Source organism: Azorhizobium sp. AG788, from assembly GCF_004364705.1.
Lineage (GTDB): Bacteria > Pseudomonadota > Alphaproteobacteria > Rhizobiales > Xanthobacteraceae > Azorhizobium > Azorhizobium caulinodans.
This window is the reverse complement of the sequence record NZ_SOBM01000006.1, coordinates 1-16,715: the sequence shown is the minus strand read 5'-3', so window position 1 is coordinate 16,715 and position 16,715 is coordinate 1. Positions and strand designations below refer to the sequence as shown.

At 62.6% G+C, this 16,715-nt stretch carries 17 protein-coding genes and 1 pseudogene; 12 read left to right on the top strand and 6 right to left on the bottom strand.

Translation table 11 applies throughout. From position 1 onward, the window contains the following. The first annotated feature begins 3 nt into the window (after positions 1-3). The 9 genes from DFO45_RS16095 to DFO45_RS16055 all read left to right on the top strand — a co-directional run bounded on the left by DFO45_RS16095 (position 4) and on the right by DFO45_RS16055 (position 9,704). Positions 4-2,163: a DDE-type integrase/transposase/recombinase gene (locus tag DFO45_RS16095; RefSeq protein WP_166657155.1), complete on the top strand. Its 2,160-nt coding sequence runs from the start codon at positions 4-6 to the stop codon at positions 2,161-2,163. Positions 2,164-2,165: 2 nt separating this feature from the next. Next, on the top strand, positions 2,166-3,263 hold the full coding sequence (locus DFO45_RS16090) for a TniB family NTP-binding protein (protein WP_133865687.1): 1,098 nt from the start codon (positions 2,166-2,168) through the stop codon (positions 3,261-3,263). Further along, positions 3,263-5,098: a TniQ family protein gene (locus tag DFO45_RS16085; protein ID WP_133865686.1), complete on the top strand. Its 1,836-nt coding sequence runs from the start codon at positions 3,263-3,265 to the stop codon at positions 5,096-5,098. Before DFO45_RS16090 ends, DFO45_RS16085 begins: the two co-directional genes overlap by 1 nt. A gap of 500 nt (positions 5,099-5,598) precedes the next feature. Beyond that, a complete protein-coding gene (locus DFO45_RS16080; protein WP_280960288.1) occupies positions 5,599-5,739 on the top strand; it encodes a hypothetical protein in 141 nt (46 codons plus the stop codon). A gap of 433 nt (positions 5,740-6,172) precedes the next feature. Continuing rightward, entirely contained in the window at positions 6,173-6,529 is a 357-nt protein-coding gene (locus DFO45_RS16075; RefSeq protein WP_012169800.1) for a metalloregulator ArsR/SmtB family transcription factor, read from the top strand. Next, positions 6,522-7,064 (top strand): arsenate reductase ArsC, encoded by a 543-nt coding sequence (locus tag DFO45_RS16070; protein ID WP_133865685.1) that lies wholly within the window; start codon positions 6,522-6,524, stop codon positions 7,062-7,064. Before DFO45_RS16075 ends, DFO45_RS16070 begins: the two co-directional genes overlap by 8 nt. Then, complete coding sequence (gene arsC / locus DFO45_RS16065; protein ID WP_133865684.1) at positions 7,064-7,489, top strand: arsenate reductase (glutaredoxin); 426 nt, start codon at positions 7,064-7,066, stop codon at positions 7,487-7,489. The genes DFO45_RS16070 and arsC overlap by 1 nt, the downstream gene beginning before the upstream one ends. 23 nt (positions 7,490-7,512) lie before the next feature. Continuing rightward, positions 7,513-8,811 carry an arsenic transporter gene (locus DFO45_RS16060; RefSeq protein ID WP_133865683.1) on the top strand — a complete coding sequence of 433 codons (1,299 nt, stop codon included), beginning with the start codon at positions 7,513-7,515 and terminating at the stop codon, positions 8,809-8,811. 83 nt (positions 8,812-8,894) lie between these two features. Continuing rightward, positions 8,895-9,704 (top strand): sulfite exporter TauE/SafE family protein, encoded by an 810-nt coding sequence (locus DFO45_RS16055; RefSeq protein ID WP_133865682.1) that lies wholly within the window; start codon positions 8,895-8,897, stop codon positions 9,702-9,704. 8 nt (positions 9,705-9,712) lie between these two features. Here the strand turns inward: DFO45_RS16055 and arsH are convergent, their stop codons facing one another. The 3 genes from arsH to DFO45_RS16040 all read right to left on the bottom strand — a co-directional run bounded on the left by arsH (position 9,713) and on the right by DFO45_RS16040 (position 12,219). Further along, entirely contained in the window at positions 9,713-10,465 is a 753-nt protein-coding gene (arsH, locus tag DFO45_RS16050; RefSeq protein WP_133865681.1) for an arsenical resistance protein ArsH, read from the bottom strand. Positions 10,466-10,481: 16 nt separating this feature from the next. Further along, positions 10,482-11,729: an MFS transporter gene (locus DFO45_RS16045; RefSeq protein ID WP_133865680.1), complete on the bottom strand. Its 1,248-nt coding sequence runs from the start codon at positions 11,727-11,729 to the stop codon at positions 10,482-10,484. Positions 11,730-11,820: 91 nt separating this feature from the next. Next, positions 11,821-12,219 carry a PadR family transcriptional regulator gene (locus DFO45_RS16040; RefSeq protein ID WP_244421803.1) on the bottom strand — a complete coding sequence of 133 codons (399 nt, stop codon included), beginning with the start codon at positions 12,217-12,219 and terminating at the stop codon, positions 11,821-11,823. Between the two features lie 461 nt (positions 12,220-12,680). On the opposite strand from DFO45_RS16040, the gene DFO45_RS16035 reads away from it, so the two are divergent. Genes DFO45_RS16035 through DFO45_RS16025 form a run of 3 tightly spaced genes read left to right on the top strand, consistent with a single transcriptional unit; the run spans position 12,681 to position 14,519 of the window. Then, positions 12,681-13,043, top strand: a complete 363-nt coding sequence (locus DFO45_RS16035; RefSeq protein WP_245518139.1) for a hypothetical protein — start codon at positions 12,681-12,683, stop codon at positions 13,041-13,043. Positions 13,044-13,089: 46 nt separating this feature from the next. Continuing rightward, positions 13,090-13,419, top strand: a complete 330-nt coding sequence (locus DFO45_RS16030) for a hypothetical protein (protein ID WP_133865679.1) — start codon at positions 13,090-13,092, stop codon at positions 13,417-13,419. After that, on the top strand, positions 13,419-14,519 hold the full coding sequence (locus DFO45_RS16025) for an ImmA/IrrE family metallo-endopeptidase (RefSeq protein ID WP_133865678.1): 1,101 nt from the start codon (positions 13,419-13,421) through the stop codon (positions 14,517-14,519). The genes DFO45_RS16030 and DFO45_RS16025 overlap by 1 nt, the downstream gene beginning before the upstream one ends. On the opposite strand, the gene DFO45_RS16020 is transcribed toward DFO45_RS16025, so the two are convergent. The 3 genes and pseudogenes from DFO45_RS16020 to DFO45_RS24960 all read right to left on the bottom strand — a co-directional run. Continuing rightward, positions 14,516-15,433 carry a hypothetical protein gene (locus DFO45_RS16020; protein WP_133865677.1) on the bottom strand — a complete coding sequence of 306 codons (918 nt, stop codon included), beginning with the start codon at positions 15,431-15,433 and terminating at the stop codon, positions 14,516-14,518. The two genes, DFO45_RS16025 and DFO45_RS16020, sit on opposite strands and share 4 nt — an antisense overlap. Continuing rightward, complete coding sequence (locus DFO45_RS16015; protein WP_133865676.1) at positions 15,420-16,406, bottom strand: thymidylate synthase; 987 nt, start codon at positions 16,404-16,406, stop codon at positions 15,420-15,422. Before DFO45_RS16015 ends, DFO45_RS16020 begins: the two co-directional genes overlap by 14 nt. A gap of 234 nt (positions 16,407-16,640) precedes the next feature. Beyond that, positions 16,641-16,715: pseudogene (locus DFO45_RS24960) on the bottom strand (transposase); the annotation flags it as partial.

Sequence of the window (16,715 nt, the reverse complement as noted above, 5' to 3'; positions counted from 1 at the left end):
ACCATGAAGACACAGCTCTTCGTAACGCCCGCCGGCCACTGTCCGCCGGCTCACTTTCGTCTCGCCGCCAATGACGTTCTGATTATCAACGGGACGGAATACATTCCGGTTTCGCAGGACGAGTACGGCCACGTTCTTGCCCGGCGAAGCGATCCCAATTTTTTCGAGACGTTCAGCCACGAGGAACTCGATAAATACCTTCAGGAGGGATCCGTTGAGTACCGCCCTAACGTGCTCAGTTACAACAAGTCTCGCCTGAGCCTGACGCAGTTATATCACGATATTTTGGATCTTCCGCAACGTGCCAGGCAGGAGCTCTTGATCCGAAAGCATTGGTGTGACTCGTTCCTCATCGAGGAAAATCAGAAAAAAGTCTCGCGCTCTGATGCATCCATCCGCGCATTCGTCGCTCGTCATCTGGCCTCGAGGATTGCCGAACAGAGAGGGCGCGGTCGGCACGGAAGCGATGATATCAAGATCGAGCATCCGCCGGCCCCGTCGACTCTTCGCCGCTGGCTGAAGATCTATGAACTGTTCGGCCTTGAGCCGATGGCATTGGTCGATAACTACGCGCGATCCGGTAACAGCCTGTCCCGCTTCCCGGCCGAGCTGACGCAGATGATGGACGATCATGCGAGGCAGTACCTCGACCGGAAGCAGCCAACAATAAAGATCGTGCTGGAGAGGCTATGCCAAGCTGTCCGGAAACGGAACAAGGCGCTTGCGGCCGAGGGCAAGGCTGCGTTGCCGATGCCCAGCAGGCGGGCGTTTGGCCTCGTCATCAAGCGGCTCGACCCCTTTCAGGTTTATGCCGCGCGGAACGGTGTCGAGGCCGCGAAAAAGAAGTTCAGCATCGTCCGCAATGGGCTGGGGGTCAACCGGCCGCTCGAGGTGGTCCAGGCCGACGGCCATACCCTTCCGCTCTCGAGCCTGATGGCGGAGACGGAAATCTGGGAGAGCCTTTCGCCTGAAGCGAAGGCGCAAATCGAACGTAGTCGCCTCAAGGTGTCGGTCGTCATCGACGTCGCCACCCGATGTGTACTGGGACTACTCTTGGTGAAGAATGTTTCCAGCGCGAGCTCGATCGAGACGCTGCGGATGGCGGTCAGCGACAAACGGGAAATGGCTCGCTCGCTCGGCTGCACGACGCCCTGGGATATGATGGGCACGTTTGAGACGATCATTACGGACAATGGCCCGGAATATGCCAACGAGTGGTTCCAAATGGCCGTCTTGGGGCTTCATGCCGAAGCGTCGTTTCCGCCGGCCGGGGCCCCGCAGTTGCGCGGGCACATCGAACGTTTCTTCCGGACCATGCACAGCGGCCTATTCAGCCGGTTCAGCGGGCGGACATTCGAGGATGTCGTTCGGAAGGGAGACTATCCAGCGGAAGAGAATGCTTCCCTGCTCATTGATGAGGTTTGGCAGCTGATCGTTCGCTGGGTTGTGGACGTCTATCACAACACACCGCATTCGGGTCTCGGTGGTGAGACGCCGCGTTCCGCCTGGCTGCGGCTTAGCAAGCTCTATCCGCCGCGGCTGCCGCCGGACCCCGATCGCGCGCGTCATGTATTCGGGCTCGATGTCGAACGGCCGATCGCAAACCATGGCGTCCGCGTGCTCGGCCTGAATTATCAGTCATTGAAGTTGCAGGAGCTGCGTCGGCTGAAGCCCAACTCGAAAGTCCGTGTGCGTATCGATCGCGCCGACCTTGGTCATATCTCGGTCGAGTTGGGTACGGGCGAGTGGTTAACGGTCGAATGCGTCAGGCACGGCTTTGACGGGGTGTCCGCGCGCCATTGGATGCTTGCAGCCGAGCGCATCCGGCGCAGGCATGCCGATCTCGCGAAGGTGAGCGAAAGTGCCGTCTTCGAGGCCCTTGCCGAAATTGAGGGAGCCGCTCGGGCTGCGGAGGCTCGTGCGGGGATTGAATCGTCGCTCCTGGATCGCAAGAGCATCGCGGAGTTCGAACGCGCCTTCGCGAAGGCATTCACTTTCGATCGGGGCGACGTCGAACTGGCCCTTTTCGACGACCTTCCCTTGGCTGACGGCGAAGTCTCCTCGAACGATGGATCGTCCGCGCCGCCGGCCGAGGCAGATTTTGCCGGGAGCGCTGATCACGACCGTTGGCGTACTCGTGGCACGAGCTTCATGGAAGACTGACCATGAACACGAATGACCAGCCCACCCCTGAAAGCCGCGAAAATCCGCTGGAGCGCATGCGTCGTTTGCAAACGACGCAGCGTGCCGCGGTCTCCGATCGCGTCGCGAAGCTTCACTCTGCCTACATCTTTTCGGATCGGGACCGCCTCATCGAGGAGCGCATCGAGGAGATGATCGATCAATGCCTGCGCGTGCAGGACGCGCGGGTTAGCGGCAACCGCGTCGGCCGTCTCGCTGAGGCCCGGCCTCTGTTGGTTCTGGGCGAATCCGGCTCGGGCAAGACCCGGAGCCTGGTTCGGATTTTTCGGCGGCGGGAGGAGTTCGGAGGCTACGGCACCCCGGGGGGCGACTGCCCTCTCGTGTCCGTCGACGTGCCATCTCCGTGCACCATGCGGGTGCTAGGGACGGCGACCTTGAAGGCGCTGGGTTATCCGATCACCCGGGAACTCCGGGAAGCGGAAGTCTGGCAGGTCGTTCCGGGTGTGTTGAAGCAGCTGGGCGTCTATTTCCTGCATTTCGATGAGGTTGGGCACGTCTTGCAGTGTAACAATCCGGTCGAGATTCAGAAGGTGCGCAACACCTTCAAGGCGCTTATGCAGAGCAAGGACTGGCCGGTTTGGCTGATCCTGTCCGGGACGCCCGACATCGCTGCGCTAACGCTGGATCCGGGCGATGAGCAGGTATGGCGCCGGACCCTTCCCCTCTACATCGAGGATATCGAACTCGCGAAAGATGCCGAGCTCGTCAGGAACGCGATTTCGGGCCTAGGTCGGGATAAGGGCGAGCTCGACGTATCCCACTTCTTCGACGATCCCTCCATCGCGCGCCTGATCCATGCGGCGATCAATCGCCTCGGCATCGTGATCGAGCTCATTCAGGACGCGGTTGAGAACGCCCTGCACAACGGTGCGAAGCGGCTCGAGACCCGGCATTTCGCCGAAGCCTATGAGCGCCGGACGGGGTGCGATGCTGCAAGCAACGTTTTCACCCAGGACGATTGGGAAAAAATCGACCCGCGTCTCGCCCTGCGTCGGCGTGATGGCGAGCTCTATGCCCCGATTGTCGACGAACGGGTCAAGAAGCGCAGGAGGCGTAAGTGATGGATCATCTTCCCCAGTCCCTTACGACCGCCTTCATGCGCGGTGAGACACCGGCGAGCTTTTGCTCGCGCGTCGCGGCCATCGTGGGGCGTTCTGCACGTGCGTTCTGCTGTGACTTCGGGTTGGCCTTCATGGACATCGTCGATGGGCGGTCTGAGGCGCTGTCGGCGCTCGCGACTCTCACCGGGGCCAGCGAAGGTGCGCTCGTGTCAAACGCGATGGTGCGATACGAGCCTCGGCAGTTCACCTATCGCGGCCACCATCTCGTCCGCGACGCGTTGAGCAGGGCGACGCTCCGCGTCTGTCCCCATTGCCTTCGGAAGGACATGGCCGAAGGTCGCGGTCCGGTCAATGCGCGGCCCTATGGCCGGGCAATCTGGCTGATCGACTCCATCCGGACCTGCCCTGAGCATCACGTGCCCCTGCCGGTCATCAGCGAGGACGACCATCCACAGCGTGTGCATGACTTTGCGCTGCTCGCGCGGCCCCATCTCCGGAGGTTTGATGACATGACCAGGGGGGCGAGCGAACGTGCGCCATCGAGCCTTGAGCGTTACCTGCTCCGTCGGCTGGAGGGGGAGGCGACAGCGTGTTGGCTCGACGAACTCCCCTTCTATGTCGCGGCGAGATCCTGCGAGGTGATCGGGGCCGTCATCGGGCATGGCCCTGACTACCGCAACGGGGAGATGACTGATGCGCTCTGGCATCGTGCTGGCGGTGAAGGCTTCGATATCCTCTCCCGTGGAAAGGATGGCGTGCATGACCTGCTGACGGGACTGCAGGAGGCATTCCCGGGCGAGCGGATTGGCCTTCGCTCTATGTATGGTCGTCTTGAGAGCTGGCTCGGCCACGACACCGACGACAGTGCCTACGATCCACTGCGCCGGGTGCTGGCGGAGGTGGCGGCAGAGACCATGCCGCTCCCGGCCGGGCGTGGGGCCTTTGGGCATCAAGTCGATGGAAGGCGGCTGCACTCGATCCGCTCGGCGTCAAAGAGCTTCAAAATTCACCCCAAGCGACTGCGAAAGTTTCTGCTGCGTGCGGGCTACATCACCGAGGAGACGATGTCGCTTCCGGACGATCTGGTCCAGTTCCCGGCCGATGCAGCTTCTGATTTTTTAGAGAAAGTGGGACGATCAATGTCGTTGAAGGCGGCCCGCGACTACCTCGGCTTGCCCAGGCCCCTGGAGCAGCACCTTCTGAAAGCTGGGATCCTCGTGCCCTTCATCGAAGGATCCAAGGGCGACATTGATCATGCTTTTGATCCGCGGGATCTCGATGATCTACTGGCGAGACTGGTGCAAGGCGCGCGACCGGCCGACGCTGAGGACGGGGATCTGGTCTCTGTCTCGAAGGCCGCGACGCGCGCATGCGTCTCCGGTGTGGATGTCGTGCGCCTGCTTCTGGACGGTGCGCTCGCAACGGTGAAGCTGGATCCCGGGGGGAGGGCGTTCGCTGCGATCAGGGTCGATCCGGAAGAGATCTCCAGGGCAATGAAGCCCGAGTTGGGAGGTCTCTCGCTCCAACAGGTCGAGAAGAGGATGGAGACCAGCACAGCTGTCGTGAAAGCTCTTGTTGATCTTTCAATTCTTCCGTCGAAGACAATCGTGAATCCGATCAGCCGTAATACCCAGCGGGTTGTCGACGAGGCCGACGTGGAGGCGTTCCTCGGCCGATACATCTCGGCGCGGAACCTGGCCGTCAGGCTGTCGATGCAAATCGGCATAATGACCGCAACCATGAGAGAGCAGGGCATCGCTCCAGCCTTCGAGCCTGATGAGGTGAAGGCGACCTTCTTCGACCTGAGCCAGGTCCAGGAGGCGATATTCGATTAGCGACCTGCTCGCTGAACTCCGGACTTCCTTGCCCTCGGCTTCGGCCGGGGGCTTTTTTGTGCCCGCGGCGATGGAAGCCATAGATTGGCTCAGATCGAGCCGATTTATGGAGAGTATGTTGAGCCAATCTTTGGCTCACAAACGGCACCAGCTGCGCCAAACCTCTGAAAAATATCTAATATAATCAATGACTTATGAAATCTGTGAGCCATCCTTTGGGTGCCCCTACAGTTGTTGTTGTCGTGGCACCCAAAGGTTGAGCATTTGACGCCATAGTGTGGCTCATTGGCAGCCAAAGGTTGGCGCACTGCCTGAAAACGGCGCGGATAAAGGGAAAGGGCCCCGCATTCACGGAGGCCCTTTTTCGTTTTTGTGTTCCGCGCCTTCTCGGTGTTTAACCGCAGGCGATGAGCCTCGCGGGAATAGCAACGTGCTGTGTCGCCAAGTGGCAACGTACCCAAGGCGGAGGGGGCTGTCCGGCCGCGCGCCCGTCAGGCGGGATGACTGCCAAGCCCCCAACCCGGCGCATTCCAGTCCTCGGCGTGGCCCCGCCGCAGGCGCTGTTGCTAGGTCTCGCTGGTCCCATCGAGGTCCTGCGCCAGGCCGATCTGGCGCAGGACGGCGTGCGATTCTGGTCCTGATCCCCGGACCCGCCGCCGAGAGGTCTCCGCAGCGGGACATCTATGTCCCGGATCTGGCATCGACGTGCTGAAGGTGGGGCCAAGGGAGTTCCGCTGATGGCCCAAAGCAGCCCCTCGACCGCATTTCAGCAACGTCGGCTTTGCGCCCCCGTTTCAGCCACTGATCTGGTAACGGCTGCGGCCCGAAAGCCGACATTAGCGAGGCACGGCACGGTGGCACCCTTTGCGCCGAGAGCAGACGTCAAGCCGCCAATACAATGCGGAAGCTCCAGTGCGATCAATGTGTTGGCGTTTGCGCCCTAAACTGAGGTTTTGACAGCGCCACCGTCCGTCTCCCCACTGCGAAGAGAAATAGCGCAAGCCCGCTTATGAAGGGCTTGCGGATCATCTCGTAATTCAATATTTCTATAAATATCGAATTATTAGGGCCGATATGGACGAACTCGCTGCCTTGACCGCGTTCGGCGCTCTCTCCCAGGAGACCCGGTTGCGGATCGTTCGGCGTCTCGTGATCGCCGGGCCTGATGGAATCTCGGCCGGAGCGATCAGCGAGGCGGTCGGTGCGTCGATGTCGACCCTGTCCTTCCATCTGAAAGAGCTGGAGCATGCGGGCCTTGTCCGCTCGCGCCGGCAATCCCGCTCCATCATCTACAGCGCGGCCCTCGATGCCCTGGCGGGCCTCGCAGCTTTCCTGATGCGGGACTGTTGCCAGGGCCATCCGGAGGTTTGCGCGCCCGCAATGCAGGCGCTGACCGCCTGTTCATGCCCGGAGCAAGGGTCACATGACTGACCACACCTACAACGTGCTCTTCCTCTGCAGGGGGAATTCGGCCCGCTCGATCCTCGGCGAGGCCATGCTGAACAAGCTCGGTGACGGCCGCTTCCGCGCCTTCTCGGCGGGGAGCAAGCCCAAGGGCGAGGTTAACCCGCTTGCCATCGAGGTGCTGCGGGAGGCGGACTTCCCGACCGACGGACTGTCTTCCAAGAGCTGGGAGGTGTTCGCCCGGGCGGATGCTCCCACCATGGATTTCATCTTCACGGTCTGCGACGACGCGGCGGGCGAGACCTGCCCCATCTGGCCCGGCCACCCGGCGACGGCCCATTGGGGCATTGAAGATCCGGCAGCGGTCGAGGGAACCTATCTTGAGCGGCGGAAGGCTTTTGTCACGGCGCAGCGCCATCTCTCGAACCGGATTTCGGCATTCATGGCGCTTCCGCTGCGCTCTCTCGATCGCATGGCGCTCCACAACCAGCTCCGCGCGATCGGTCAACTGACGGACGCTTATGTTGCCCGCTCAAATCTCCTCCATTCGGAGTCGAAATGATGGACGTGGTCATCTACCACAACCCGGAATGTGGAACCTCCCGCAACACGTTGGCCCTGATCCGGAACGCTGGTGTGGAGCCGCACGTCATCGAATACCTGAAGTGCCCACCTTCTCGCGTCATGCTTCGTCAGCTTGTCGACCGGGCCGGAATGACAGTCCGCGCCCTCCTGCGCGAAAAGGGCACGCCCTTCGCGGCGCTAGGTCTCGCCAATCCGGCGCTGACCGATGACGACCTGCTCGATGCCATGATGGCGCACCCAATCCTCATCAACCGTCCCCTGGTGGTGAGCCCGAAGGGTGTCCGGCTGTGCCGCCCATCCGAAGAGGTCCTCGACCTCCTGCCGCCGCAGCGCGGCGCCTTCACCAAGGAAGACGGCGAACGCGTCGTCGACGACGCGGGAAACCGCGTGACCAATTCCTGAGCTCTTTCCCTGGACTTGCGCCCATGCTCGCCGTCGCGATCTTCATCGCCACCCTCGTGCTCGTCATCTGGCAGCCGAGAGGGCTTGGCATCGGCTGGAGCGCGCTCGGCGGCGCGGCCCTGGCGCTGGCGACGGGCGTGATCGGTCTCGCTGATGTCCCGGTGGTCTGGGACATCGTCTGGGATGCGACGTTCACCTTCGTCGCGCTCATCATCATCTCGCTGCTTCTCGACGAGGCAGGGTTCTTCCAGTGGGCGGCCCTGCACGTCGCCCGATGGGGGAAGGGCCGAGGTGCACTCCTGTTTCCTCTGGTGATCCTGCTGGGCGCGGCGATCGCGGCGGTGTTCGCCAATGACGGCGCAGCCCTCCTGCTCACGCCCATCGTGCTCGCCATCCTGCTGCGCCTGAAGTTCCGGCCCGCCGCTGCCATGGCCTTCATCGTGGCCTGCGGCTTCGTGGCGGACAGCACGAGCCTGCCACTGGTGATCTCGAACCTGGTCAACATCGTCAGCGCGAACTTCTTCGGCATCACGTTTGACCGCTATGCGGCGGTCATGGTGCCGGTGAACGTCGTCTCCCTTGCGGCGACCCTGATCGTGCTCTGGCTCTTCTACCGAAGGGACATCCCGGCCGCCTACGATGTGACCGAACTCGACGCCCCGGAAAGCGCGATCCGGGATCGAGGGGTATTCATCGCGGCCTTCCCCCTGCTCGGGGTCTTGCTCGTCGCCTATTTCGTCACCGCCCCCTTCGGCATTCCGGTGGCTGCGGTGACGGGCGCCGGAGCCCTCGTGCTCATCGCGATCGCTGGGCTGGGGAAGGCCATTTCCGTCCGCAAGGCCGTGGCCTCTGCGCCATGGCAGATCGTGCTGTTCAGCCTCGGCATGTATCTGGTGGTCTACGGGCTGAAGAATGCGGGTCTGACCGATCACCTCGCAGGCCTGCTCCGTTGGTTCGCCGGACAGGGAACGATGGCCGGCGCGATCGGGACCGGCTTCACGTCGGCCATCCTGTCCTCGGTCATGAACAACATGCCCAGCGTCCTGATCGGGGCCATTGCCGTCCAGCAGGCTCCGGACGTCTCCCCGCTCATGCGGGAGGTCATGGTCTACGCGAACGTCATCGGCTGCGACCTCGGCCCCAAGTTCACCCCGATCGGAAGCCTCGCCACGCTGCTCTGGCTGCACGTGCTGGGCAGCAAGGGGCAGAAGATCACATGGGGGGCGTACATGAAGGTCGGGCTGGTGATCACGCCGCCGGTCCTACTGGTCACACTCATCGCCCTGGCCCTGTGGCTGCCCGTCCTCGGGGCTAGTCACTGAGCTGATCTAGGAATGCCGTCGTCGCATTGCAGACGAGACGGATCGGCCGTACATCGACGCTATATTTGATCGGATATAGCAGCATGACATCAGACGTTTCGCGTGCGCCGTCGTCCCGTCGATTGCCCTTCGCATTCGGTGGAGGTGCCGTCATCGGTGCCCTGGGAGGGCTCATCGGCCTCGGCGGAGCCGAGTTCCGGCTGCCGCTCCTGATCGGAATGTTCCGGTTCGCCGCCCTTGAGGCCGTGATCCTGAACAAGGCCATGAGCCTCGTGGTCGTCGCCACCGCCCTCCCGTTCCGGGCTGCCACGGTGCCGTTCGCGGATGTGGGGGCGAACTGGCCCATCATCCTGAATCTGCTCGCCGGGAGTCTGGCGGGTGCGTGGTTCGGCGCAGGGTGGGCGACCCGGCTGCGATCGGACAACCTCTATCGCGTCATCGCTCTCATGCTGGTGGCTATCGCCATCGTGCTGGTCACGGGGCATGAGGCTGGGGATGGTCGACCGCTTTTCGTCGGCGTGGCGCAGATCGTGGCGGGCGTGGCCGCCGGTTTCGTGATCGGGGTGGTTGCCTCGCTCCTTGGCGTCGCCGGCGGGGAGTTGCTCATTCCGACGCTGGTCCTGCTGTTCGGCGCGGACATCAAGCTGGCCGGCAGTCTCTCGCTGGCCGTGAGCCTTCCCACCATGATCGTCGGCTTCACCCGATACAGCCGCGATCAGGCCTTCGCGGTGCTCGGCCGGAACCGCGCCTTCCTGCTGGCCATGGCCGCGGGCTCCATCGTCGGAACCTTCATCGGCGGGCGACTGCTGGGTCTGATCCCGGATGACGTGTTGCTGCCAGCCCTCGCCGTCATCCTGCTGATTTCGGCATGGAAGGTCTGGCACCACAAGTAACCCGGCGGTCAGCGCCCCTCCGCGCTTCGCGCATCGGCGAGGCTCTTCTCCACGGCGATCCGATGCGCCTCGGCCTGCTGGCGGCGCTCGGAATAGCGGTCGACGAGATAGTCGGAGCGTCCCCGGACGAGCAGCGTGAACTTCATCAGCTCTTCCATGACGTCCACGACCCGGTCGTAATAGGCCGAGGGCTTCATGCGCCCGGCCTCGTCGAATTCCTGATAGGCCTTCGCCACCGACGACTGGTTCGGGATCGTGACCATCCGCATCCAGCGGCCGAGGACACGGAGAGAGTTCACGGCATTAAAGGACTGGGAACCCCCGCTCACCTGCATGACGGCGAGCGTGCGGCCCTGCGTCGGCCGGATGCCACCCATCTCAAGGGGCAGCCAGTCGATCTGGCTCTTGAACACGCCGGTGATGTTGCCGTGGCGTTCCGGGCTGCACCAGACCTGTCCCTCCGACCATGTGGACAGGGCGCGCAGCTCCTGCACCTTCGGGTGATCTGGAGACACACTATCCGGCAGCGGGAGGTCGCGTGGATCGAAGATGCGGGTCTCGGCCCCCATGCGTTCAAGGAGCCGAGCTGCTTCCTCGGTCAGCAGGCGGCTGTACGACCGCTCGCGCAGTGAGCCGTACAGAAGGAGGATGCGGGGCGCGTGATCGGGGACCGAGCGAGGCTCTAGAAGAGCGGCATCGGGAAGGACGAGGTCCCTCTCGTCGAGCGCGGGGAAGTCCGGGGACGAAGTCGTGTCGGTCATCACTTGAACCTTGATGTCAGATGGCTGCGCGGGACGCGCGGACGGAAAGCAGAGCGGCGCTCCAGAAGCCAATCACGAGGATGCAGGCTCCGATCACGAGCGCGATCACAACGGCATCGTATGAGCCGGTACTGGCCCAGATGGATGCGGCACCGACGGGCGCGATGGCCCGCGCGATCGTCCCCGGCGCGGCGAGCGCACCATTGACGGCCCCATAGGCTTCCCGCGTGAGCATCTCCGGGACGGCAAGGCCGCGCACGATGGTCATGATGCCGTTGGCGCCGCCGTAGAGGGCCGCCACGGCGGCGACGAGGGTGAAGCTCGGCGGAAGTGCCTGAAGGGCGAGGAGTGCCACCGGGAAGACCAGCACGACGGCACTGCCGATCAGGCGCACCGATGCTTTCGGAGCGAACAGCCAGATGGCAATCCGGCCCGCGACCTGAGCGGGACCGATGATGGCCATGGCTGCGACCACCGTGCCGGTATCGAAGCCGCGCTCGATGAGCAGCGGGTAGAAGTGGAACGTGAAGGCGGAGAAGGTGGCGTAATAGGCCGTCAAGGCGATCGCTAGGGCCCAGAAGGCGGGAAGGCGCATGACCCGACGGACGATGCCGCTTCCCACCATTGCCGACGTCGCCGGGGCTGTGCGTTCGGGATGATCCGCCCGTGGATCGATGACGAGGGCATAGAGGGTGGCGCAGAGGATCAGGTTCACGCCGCCCAGCACCATGAGCGTTCCGCGCCATCCCACGGTGTCGAGCAGATGCTGGACGATGGGGATGAAGACGGTGGAGGCGAAGCCGCCCCATAGCGTGAGGGCTGTGATCCCGGCCCGTGCCCCACCGCTGCCGCTGCGCCGGGCGACGACGGCGAAGGCGGGTTCATAGAGGGTGGCGGCCTGCACGATGCCGATCCCGGCGACGCAGAGATAGAAGGGCAGGAGGGACGCGGCCTGCGACCAGCCGAGAAGCAGGAGGCCAGCGATCAGGGAGCCGCCGGCCATCACGAAGCGGCCATGGCCTCGGTCGATGGCCGATCCGACGGGATAGGCGGCGAAGCCCGCTAGGATCAGGCCGAAGGTGGCTGCGCCATAGGTCTCGGGCTTCGACCAGCCGAGTTCCCGCTCCATGGCCTCGGCGATGGGCGGGAAGGCATAATAGAGCGATCCCCATGAGCAGATCTGCCCGATGCCGAGGCCGGTGATGAACCAGCTTCTGCCGCTCAGGGGTGGCACGTCTGTTGTGGCTGCCGAGGTGCCGGTCATGCGTTCACTCGGGAGTCGGGAACCCGTGGAGGGCGAACAGCGCATTCCTTCATGCATCGACCATCAATGCTTCGGGGCAAATGAAGGATGGTCATGGGCAGCATGCCGGGCCGTTCCCCTCGACGAGCTTTCCGGCATCAAGCAGGCAGCGGGTGACGTCCATCCATGCCTCGACGGCGACCTTGAAGGCGGCCCGGCCCTTGTCGGTCAGGGTGTAGACCTTCCGCTCCCGCCCGGAGACGACCTCGGTCTCGACGGTGAGATAGCCGCCTTCCTCGAACTCCCGCAGCACCGGATAGATGGTCCCCTCGGTGGGGGAACAGCAGCCGTTCGTGGTCTGCTCCACGGCGCGGGCGATGTCGTAGCCGTGCATGGCCCGCTGGTGGAGCACGCACAGGATGAAGAACTTGGACAGGCTCATCTTGATGGTGCCGTTCCAGTAGGCCCGACTGAGGAAGTCGGGCCCGGTCTTCGCTGCGGCATCAGGCATCGAGGGTCTAGGCATAGGAGCAGACCCTATGCATTGAGGGGCAATGCGTCAATCCGCGCTCAGTGCCTCCGCTGACTGTCGGTTCACTTTCGAAAAGTGGACGTCCGTTCAAGCGATGAGGTATCGCAGCGCGTGGCCGCCGGAGACTTCCGCTTCGGAGCTTCCTGGATCGTCGGCGGCGGCCGCTTTGCGCCCCCATTCCGGTCGGTCGACGACCGTACGTGTATCCCTAAAAGCGGACATCGCCGGACCGTCTGATCAAAGACAGGACTGGGCTGGGCTAGGAAGGATAAAGGTTGCTTTGGCTGACAGACCGCTCGCGCACGAAGCGTTGCATCCACGCGATCAGCGCAGTGATTCCTCATTTCTGTGGATTAGGTCGTACTTGGCTTCCGTCCGCATGCACGAAATCTTTCGTGCCAAGAGATCTCGGCCTTACCATTGCCTCAATGGAGGCAGGAATGGATTTCCAGGATCGGGTGAAGAATTGGATGACGGCCTGCTTCCCGGCCGAAGCGACTTCGGACATGCAGGAGCGGTTGCATCGCTTTCTCGAGGAAGCGTTAGAACTGGCGCAGGCAAGTGGCGGATCGCGCGAGGACGCGATCGCCTTGGTCGATTACGTCTTCTCCCGCCACCCGGGGCAACCGCAGCTTGAGGCGGGCGGCGTCATGGTGACGCTGGCGGGCCTCTGCTCGGCTTCCGGTTTCGATATGACCGAGGCCGGCGAGACCGAACTGTCGCGCAATTGGGATCGGCTCGAGATCATTAGAGCCAAGCGGGCAACCCGGCCGGGTAATTCGCCCCTGCCCCAACGCAACTGACCTGACGCGTCTCGATGGCTCCGACAATGCGACGTGCCAGCGCCAGATGCTGAACATCTCCTTCAACACGACGGAACTGAAAAAGCGTTGCTGCGAGTACGCCGTGGCGGAATCGGTATATGGCCCCCTCGACGCGCGCGCCCTGTTTACAGCACTGGCAGACGCAGAGGCCATGGAGAATGCCGCCGACTGGATCAAATTCTTTGGCGACGAAGTAGCGGTTCAGCAAGATTGTAGTCTCATACTCGCATTTGGGTCAGACTTGTTCGCGAGACTGATTCCTGTGGGAACGAAGTTCGAAAAAGAAGACGACGGCACCGTGAAGTGGCAAACGGTACGGTACCTGAAACTGGTTCAGATTGGAAACGGACACTGATGGGTGAGCAGGCAGCAACCGACTGGTTCTCCAAGCCCGGCGACTCCATCCGCGCCGTCATGCACCGTCGGGGCGTTACCGCCCAGGAGTTGTCCGCCGACTTCGACGGCGGAATGAACACCGTGCGCGCGATCTGCGACGGCTCCCTGGCAATTGACGCGACCATCGCCCGCTCCTTGTCGAAGCGCCTGGGCGGCGGCGAGGCATTCTGGCTCAAGCGTCAGGCAAATTTCGAGGACGCGGTCAATCGCGCCGTCACGGTGGCGGCCGAATCCGAGCGCGACGCGTGGCTGATGCGCGTGCCGTCACCAAGCGGCAAGAAATTGCCTGCCAACGCCTCCGCGGAAAAGCTGCGCGAAGAACTGCGTAGCCGACTGGTGTATTTCAACGTCCCCAAATTCGAATCCTGGGAGCGACAGTACGGTTCACTGATCGGCGCCACACGGTTCCGCACGTCGCAGACTCTCGAGTCTTCCGAAGAGTCCGTCCTGCGTTGGTTGCGACGCGGAGAGATGGAAGCTGAACTCGCTGAAACGGGGGAATGGAGCGCTGGCAACCTGCAAGACCGTCTCGAGAGTGTGCGCAAGCTCGCGCGTGTTTCCAAGCCAGCCCGGTTCCTGCCGTCGCTACGGACGTTGCTGGCCGAAGTGGGCGTGGCCTTGGTTGTCGTCCGCGCGCCGAAGGGCTGCCGCGCCAGCGGCGCAAGCCGTATGGTCTCGCCTGGGAAAGCGATGATCCTGATGAGTTTTCGGCACCGGTCAGACGATCATTTCTGGTTCACCCTGTTCCACGAGATTGGTCACCTCCTGCTTCACAAGGCGGGGACATTCGTCGATCAGGACGACACCTCGGGTGACGAACAGAGCGAGCGCGAAGCCAACGAATTCGCCAGCGCGTGCCTGATCCCTCTGCATCGTGTCGGCGATCTCGATGAGCTCAACCCCACGCGCGATGCTATCCTTCGCTTCAGCCATTCGGTCGGCGTGTCTCCTGGTATAACTGTCGGCCAGATGCAGCACCGCCGGGTCATCGGCCACAACCAGATGAACGGGCTGAAACGTCGCTGGACCTGGGAAGAGATCGAGCCCGCGCTCGTCTAACCTTTGAAGTGAATGAAGGTTGTCGGGCTCTTCTGCCAGTTGCAGAGCGCGTCTTCCATGACCTGCATGCCCACGTCCAATACCCCGTCGAGCTCTCCGACCCGGTCTTGTAGCGTATCCGGTTCCGCCCTGCTGTCCGCGTTGCCGTCGAACAACAACTTGGCTCCGCGAGCCGGCCCTGTAGCGCCACGGAAATACGCCTGACCGGCGTGGATAGGGGCGATGCCGTATCTGCCGATGAGGGCGAGATAATCGAATTTCGCTAAGCGCCCGAAACTCAGAACCGTCATCCCCTGGTAAAGATGGTCGAAAATCGTGCCCGGGTCGTTACCAGCTTCCCTTACGGCGCGAGCGAAGAACGCGGTGTGACCTTCGGCGCCGATCCAGTCGAGATAGGTTGCCAGCACCTTGCCGAACGCCCGGTTCGATGCCGGATCGAGGCTTTCGTACTTTCTGTGATTGCCAAATTTGCCGCCCACAGACTGCCAATTGGCTGCCAGCCAGTCAGCGAAGGCTTGAGGGTCGGCTGCCACAACATCCCATGTCCAGATGCCCTGCCCCAGCCTGCCGTAGATCTGGCGTAAGCGAAGCCAGCCCGAGTCGGCCGGACGCGCCAGATGGGTCATGAGGAATACCAGCCAAGCGGCCTCCTCTAGGTTGCCGTTCTGGACGTGATGGGCGACCGCACGCTCCGCGTCGAAGGCGTCGTTATTAGGATCGGCGCGCCGTGGCCCGATCGCGGTTCGTTGGACAAGCCTGTAGTAGTCCTCGCGCCTGAGGCTCGCGACGAATTGCATCGACAGCGTATCGAGCGCCAGCGGGTTGGCAATGCCGGGCAGTTGCCTGTGGTTAGCGCTGAAGTCCAGCAGTTTGCTGGCGATGTCCCGCTTCTGGGTCTGCCTAGTCGGCCACATTACAAGGGTTGTCCCTAGTTAGGAAGGTCCTCCGCCTCAAGGCGCGGCGACCGTCGATGTAGTTCTTGTAAATGGGCGTACTGACCGCGCCTCTCAGGGTGTCGAGCGCAGCGTCGTCACCACTGGCCCAGTAGGCTTGGTAGAGCCGCACGATATCCGCCCAGTATCCGTCAGGCGCAACGGTGGCGGCGTCAACCGGTTCTCCGTGCCGAAGGCGGTCTTCCGCTTCACGCAATGCCGGTACGAAGTCGAATGGCTTGCCCGGGGGCATCGCCGGCATCTCGACGGTGCGCTGGTGCCCCTCTTCATTGTACCGGGATGCCCCGTCGAGAGCCTCCGTGTAGAGGTGCATGCTGCCGACGTAGTGATAGTATTCCCCGACCTCAAACCCGAGCGTCGTCGCGACCATTTCCTGGATCATGGTGAAGCAGAACACGTCGTGCGGCAGCCCGAGATAGGCGTCGTTGGATCTCATCGTCGCCGACATGTGGAGACGACCGTTTCGCCCCATGAACTGCAGGGTTGTCGTGCATGGAATTTCCGGGTAACGCTTTTCGATATCTTCCGCATTGAAGAGCTGGATGACCGCGCGCTTTGACCCGGCATTCTTGGCCAGCATCTCCAGCACGTTTTCAACCTGATTGGTCTTGCCGCGCATCGCGAAGAGGCGCGGGCCGTAAGCCCCGTGAATGTGGCCGTCCTCCGCCTCTTCCTTGTAGCGCGGCACGTAGGCTTCGATGAAGTCGAGCTTGTCGGAGCCGGTGAGGTACCAGAGCAGCTCGCCGAGCGCACTGAAGGGTTTGCCCCGGTCTTCGGACCTGCTCAACCTTGCCCGCGGTTTGGTCAGCCGCAGCGTCACGCCGAGCAGTTCGAGCATAGGCCCGCGCGAGCCTTCCTGCTTGTCGCCCGACTTCATGAGCGCCTCGTACAAAACCACCAGCAGACCATCCAGACTATCTTCGATGATTTCCAAATCCGGCCTCCCCAAGAAGATGTATGCTCGGAGGATTCTACCGCTTGGTGCAAGAGCGTTTTCCAAGAACCCGCTTGTAATCAACGACACAAGGTTCTCGGCGGAGGTGTGGATGCCTGCGGGGGCTGCTAGCCGGCATAGGCCGTTCCGGCTGCCGGCTACCATGATGGCAACCTTGAGCCAGTCACCTCCGGCCAGATTTGCCACTGCTAGCCTAGGCTCAGGACTCACTAATCAGAGCCAGAAGATGACTGTTGCGGCGATGCAGATGGCTGAGAAGAAGGTGTGTGCGCACCGATCGTAGCGGGT